A 4,663-nucleotide genomic window follows, 5' to 3' on the forward strand; every position below is an offset into this window, starting at 1 on the left:
TTCGCCGGTCCCTTCATCCGCGGTCGCCATCGCGCCGAGGCCGCGCGGGCCTTGAGGCGAGCCGCGCGGCTGGCTGGCGTGCTGGAGCGCTGAGTTGCACTCGGAGGGGTGGCGGGGTGGGAAATCTGAGCGCGAGGGCCGCGCCCCGCGAACACCCCCGCGCATTGACGGCCGGTAGGGCCGTGACTATAGTCATGAGCGGAAGACGATGCGAACCCGAGGAGGACCACGATGAGACGGATTCTGGTGGCGGGGGCGACGTGGGCGGTGGCGCTGATGGCGGCGGTCCTGGGGGCCGGGGCGGCCGGCGCCCAGGAGCAAGTGTTCCGGGTCAACAACACGGCCGAGCCGGAAAGCCTGGACCCGGGTCTGGTGACCGGCGTGCCCGAGCACCGGATCATCTCGAACCTCTTCGAGGGCCTGACGACGACCGACCCCAAGGACCTCTCCCCGCGGCCCGGGATGGCTCGGAGCTGGACGGTCTCGAAGGACGGGCTCGTCTACACCTTCCAGCTGCGGGAGGCGACGTGGACCGACAGGCGGAAGGTGACCGCCCACGACTTCGTCTACGCCTGGGAGCGCGTGCTGAACCCGAAGACCGGGGCCAAGTACGCCCAGCAGCTCTACTACCTCCGGAACGGCGAGGAGTACAACAAGGGGCAGGTGACCGACTTCAGCCAGGTCGGGGTGAAGGCGCTGGACGACAAGACGCTCCAGGCGACGCTCCGCTGTCCCACGGCCTACTTCCTCGACCTGACGTCCTTCTACACGCTCTACCCGGTGCCCAAGTGGGCGATCGAGGCGCACGGGAAGGACTGGGTGAAGCCCGGGAAGATCGTGAGCAACGGGCCGTTCCGGCTGGCCAGCTGGGTGCCCCAGCGTGAGCTGGTGCTGGAGAAGAACGCGAGCCACTGGGACGCGGCGACCGTGAAGCTCCAGAAGGCGGTCTTCATCCCGACCGACGACATCAACACCGCCTACAAGCAGTTCCTGGCCGGCGACAGTGACTGGATCCCCACCGTCCCCCCGGCCCAGATCGACGCCGCCAAGCAGCGGCCCGAGTACTACGTCACGCCCTACCTCGGGACCTACTACTTCCGGTTCAACGTCACCAAGCCGCCGCTGAGCGACGGGCGGGTGCGGAAGGCGCTCTCCATGGCCGTGGACCGGGAGTCGCTGGTCAAGTTCGTGACCAAGGCCGGCGAGATCCCGACCTCGGGCTTCGTCCCGGCCGGGATGCGGGGATACGAAGGAGTCCGGGGGCTTCCGTACGACCCGGCCGCGGCCAAGCGGCTCCTGGCCGAGGCGGGGTTCCCGGACGGCAAGGGGTTCCCGAAGACGGAGCTGCTCTACAACACGAACGAGCTGCACCGGGTGATCACGCAAGCCGTCCAGCAGATGTGGCGGGAGACCCTCGGGATCCAGGTCGAGCTGGCCAACGTCGAGTGGAAGGTGTACCTGGCGCGGCAGTCGAAGCTCGACTACCAGATCTCGCGAGCCGGGTGGATCGGCGACTACGTGGACCCGAACACCTTCCTGGACATGTGGATCACCGGAGGTGGGAACAACCAGACCGGGTGGTCGAACAAGCGCTACGACGAGCTGGTCGCCAAGGCCGGCTGCGGCATCGTCGATCCCAAGGAACGGATGAAGGCTCTGCAGGAGGCCGAGAAGATCCTGGTGGTGGACGAGGTCCCGATCGTGCCGCTCTACACCTATGTCAACAAGGGCATGCTGAGCCGCAAGGTGAAGGGCTGGCAGCCGAACATCCTCGACCAGCACCCCCTGAAGTACCTCAGTATCGAGAAATGAGCGGGCCGTGCTCCGGTACCTGGTGGGCCGGCTGCTCGGCCTGCCGTCGGTCCTGCTGGTCATCGTCACGGCCTCCTTCTTCATCATGCGGGTCGCGCCGGGAGGCCCCTTCGACATGGAGCGGGCCCTCCCGACCGAGGTCCGCACCAACATAGAGGCGAAGTACCACCTCGACGAGTCGCTGGTCCGGCAGTACCTCCGGTACCTCGGCGACGTCGCTCGCGGCGACCTCGGACCGTCCTTCCGCTACCCCGACCGCACCGTCACCGAGCTCATCGGCCTCGGGTTCCCCGTCTCGCTGACCCTCGGGGCGTGCGCCATCGGCCTGGCGGTGGTGGTCGGCGGCACGGCGGGCGTCCTGGCCGCGATCCGGCGCAACCGGCTGGTGGACTACCTCACCATGTCCCTCGCCCTCGGCGGGGTGTCGATCCCCAACTTCGTGCTGGGGCCGTTCCTGATCCTGGTCTTCGCCCTGCAGCTCGGCTGGCTGCCGGTGGCGGGGTGGGGGACCTGGCGGCACCTGGTCTTGCCGTCGGTGACACTCGGCCTGTTCTACACGGCCTACGTGGCGCGCCTCGCGCGGGCCGGGATGCTGGAGGTGATCTTCCAGGACTTCGTCCGCACGGCGCGGGCAAAGGGGCTGCGGGAGGCGGTGGTGGTCGGGCGCCACGCCCTGCCGAGCGCGGTGCTGCCGGTGGTCTCGTACCTCGGGCCGGCGGCCGCCGGGGCCCTGACCGGCTCGGTGGTCGTGGAGACGATCTTCGGCATTCCCGGCATCGGCCGCTACTTCGTGACCAGCGCGCTCAACCGCGACTACACGATGGTCCTCGGCACCGTCGTCTTCTACAGCCTGCTCCTGGTCGTCTTCAATCTGATCGTCGACTGTCTGTATGCCTACCTCGACCCGCGCGTTACCTATTGACGTGCCGCTGGCGACGGCCCCGCCGCACCTTCGCGGGCGGGGCCCGGTGGCCGAGGCGTGGCGGCGGCTGCGCCGGAATCGCCTGGCCATGGTGGGTGCGGTCGTCCTGCTGGCCATGGCCGCCCTGGCCGTGCTCGCCCCCTGGATCGCGCCCTACTCGTATGCCAAGACCGACCTCGCCTACGGCCCCCGCCCGCCCTCGTGGGCGCATCCCTTCGGCACCGACGAGCTGGGCCGGGACCTCCTCACCCGCGTCATGTGGGGGGCCCGGGTGTCGCTGGGGGTGGGGATCCTGGCCACGCTGGTGAGCCTGACCATCGGCGTGAGTTACGGGGCGGTGGCCGGTTATCTCGGCGGGCGGGCCGATCGGCTCATGATGCGGGCGGTCGACATCCTCTACGGGTTGCCCTTCATGTTCTTCGTGATCATCCTGATGGTCCTGCTCGGCCGGAACATCTTCAACCTGTTCATCGCGCTGGGGGCCGTCCAGTGGCTGACCATGTCGCGGATCGTCCGGGGCCAGGTGCTCACGCTCAAGGTCCGCGAGTTCGTGGACGCCGCCCGGGCGCTGGGCGGGAGCCCGCCCCGGCTGCTCGGACTCCACGTGGTGCCCAACGCCGCCGGCCCGGTCATCGTGTACGCGACCCTCACGGTACCCGCCGTCATGCTGGAGGAGGCGTTCCTCTCCTTCCTGGGGCTCGGCGTGCAGCCGCCGATGGCGAGCTGGGGGTCGCTGGCCTCCGAGGGCGCCGCCGCCATGGAGGCCTATCCCTGGCTGATCCTCTTTCCTGGCCTGGCCCTGACCGGGACGCTGCTCTCGCTGAATTTCCTGGGGGACGGCCTCCGCGACGCGCTCGATCCCCAGGTGGGCCGGTAGATCATGGGAGGGGGCCTCGACGGCCCCCTCCCACACCCTCCCCCGGGAGGGTTGCGCGGGCAAGCCCGCGCTCGGAGTGGAACACCGACCCGCGGCGGCTGGGCGAGGTGTTGGCGGCCGATTACTCCGACAGCCTCCAAGCGGGCACGTCGGCCCTACCGTGATCGGCCGCAGCGCCTCGCAGCACAAGGGCGCCCCGTGCGGGCGATTCGTCGAGCAACGCTCCGAGCGGCGGCTCTGCCGCCGCAACCGAGGGGGGGTCTCGGGGGGGGGAGTCTTCCCAGACCCCCCCGAGCAACTAGAGGGAACCGACGACCTGGCGCTCGTGGAGCGCCGACAGGATCTCGTCGATCCCCGCGCAGGCCCACAGATCGAAGAACGGCGAGTCCTGGAGCGCGAAGAAGTCCCGCTCGCCGCGCTCCCGGGTCTGCTCGGGCGTCTCGCCGGGCCTCGCCGCGCGGATCACCCCGACCACGCGGTCCTTGTGGTAGATCGCCGGGTACTCGATGTAGTGGTAGAGGTGCTCCAGCGCCTTCGTGTAGAAGACGGCGACGGGGATCGACTGCCAGGTCTGGCCGTTTTTCACGTTCAGGAACTCGGCCATGATGTCGGCGTTGCTGTCCGGCGCCTCCAGGCGAGACGGGTGCTGGCTCTTGCTGAACTTCTGGCCGTCACGCATGACGATCCGGAGCTCGAGGCCACCCGCCTCGGCGAGCCGTGCCAGCATCGGGATGTCGCGCCGGCAGTCCGACGACCACTCCTCCGCGATGACCAGGATCTTTGCGGGGCCGCCCGGCTGGCTCGCCAGCCAGCGGATCGCCGCCGTCTGGGCGTCCGAGAGCCGCGCCTTCTCGTACCGTGTGCGCAGGTAGCGGCTCCAGTCGCGCCGGGCGGCGCCGCCGGAGCCCTCGCGCGCGAGGTTCTCCGGGCTCGCCACGTAGGCGACGTACTGGTCGAAGGTCATTCCGGAGGCGAACCGCTCCGGCGTCACGACGCTTTTCTTCTCCACCACGGCGAGCCCTCCTTGTCCGACACAGGGTCCAGGCCCCGGC

The 4,663-nt window shown here is 69.5% G+C and carries 4 protein-coding genes; 3 read left to right on the forward strand and 1 reads right to left on the reverse strand.

All coding sequences use genetic code 11. The features are described 5' to 3' along the window. Positions 1 to 231: 231 nt before the first annotated feature. The 3 genes from VGW35_10625 to VGW35_10635 are packed head-to-tail and all read left to right on the forward strand — an operon-like array spanning position 232 to position 3,611. A complete protein-coding gene (locus VGW35_10625) occupies positions 232 to 1,812 on the forward strand; it encodes a peptide ABC transporter substrate-binding protein (GenBank protein ID HEV8308110.1) in 1,581 nt (526 codons plus the stop codon). Positions 1,813 to 1,819: 7 nt separating this feature from the next. Continuing rightward, on the forward strand, positions 1,820 to 2,734 hold the full coding sequence (locus VGW35_10630; protein HEV8308111.1) for an ABC transporter permease subunit: 915 nt from the start codon (positions 1,820 to 1,822) through the stop codon (positions 2,732 to 2,734). Between the two features lie 46 nt (positions 2,735 to 2,780). Next, positions 2,781 to 3,611, forward strand: coding sequence for an ABC transporter permease (locus VGW35_10635; protein ID HEV8308112.1), 831 nt, complete (start codon positions 2,781 to 2,783; stop codon positions 3,609 to 3,611). A gap of 298 nt (positions 3,612 to 3,909) precedes the next feature. Here the strand turns inward: VGW35_10635 and VGW35_10640 are convergent. Further along, positions 3,910 to 4,663: thioredoxin family protein (locus tag VGW35_10640; GenBank protein ID HEV8308113.1), on the reverse strand; the 754-nt coding region annotated here is incomplete at its 5' end.

Source organism: Candidatus Methylomirabilota bacterium (assembly GCA_036005065.1).
GTDB lineage: Bacteria > Methylomirabilota > Methylomirabilia > Rokubacteriales > DASRDR01 > DASYQW01.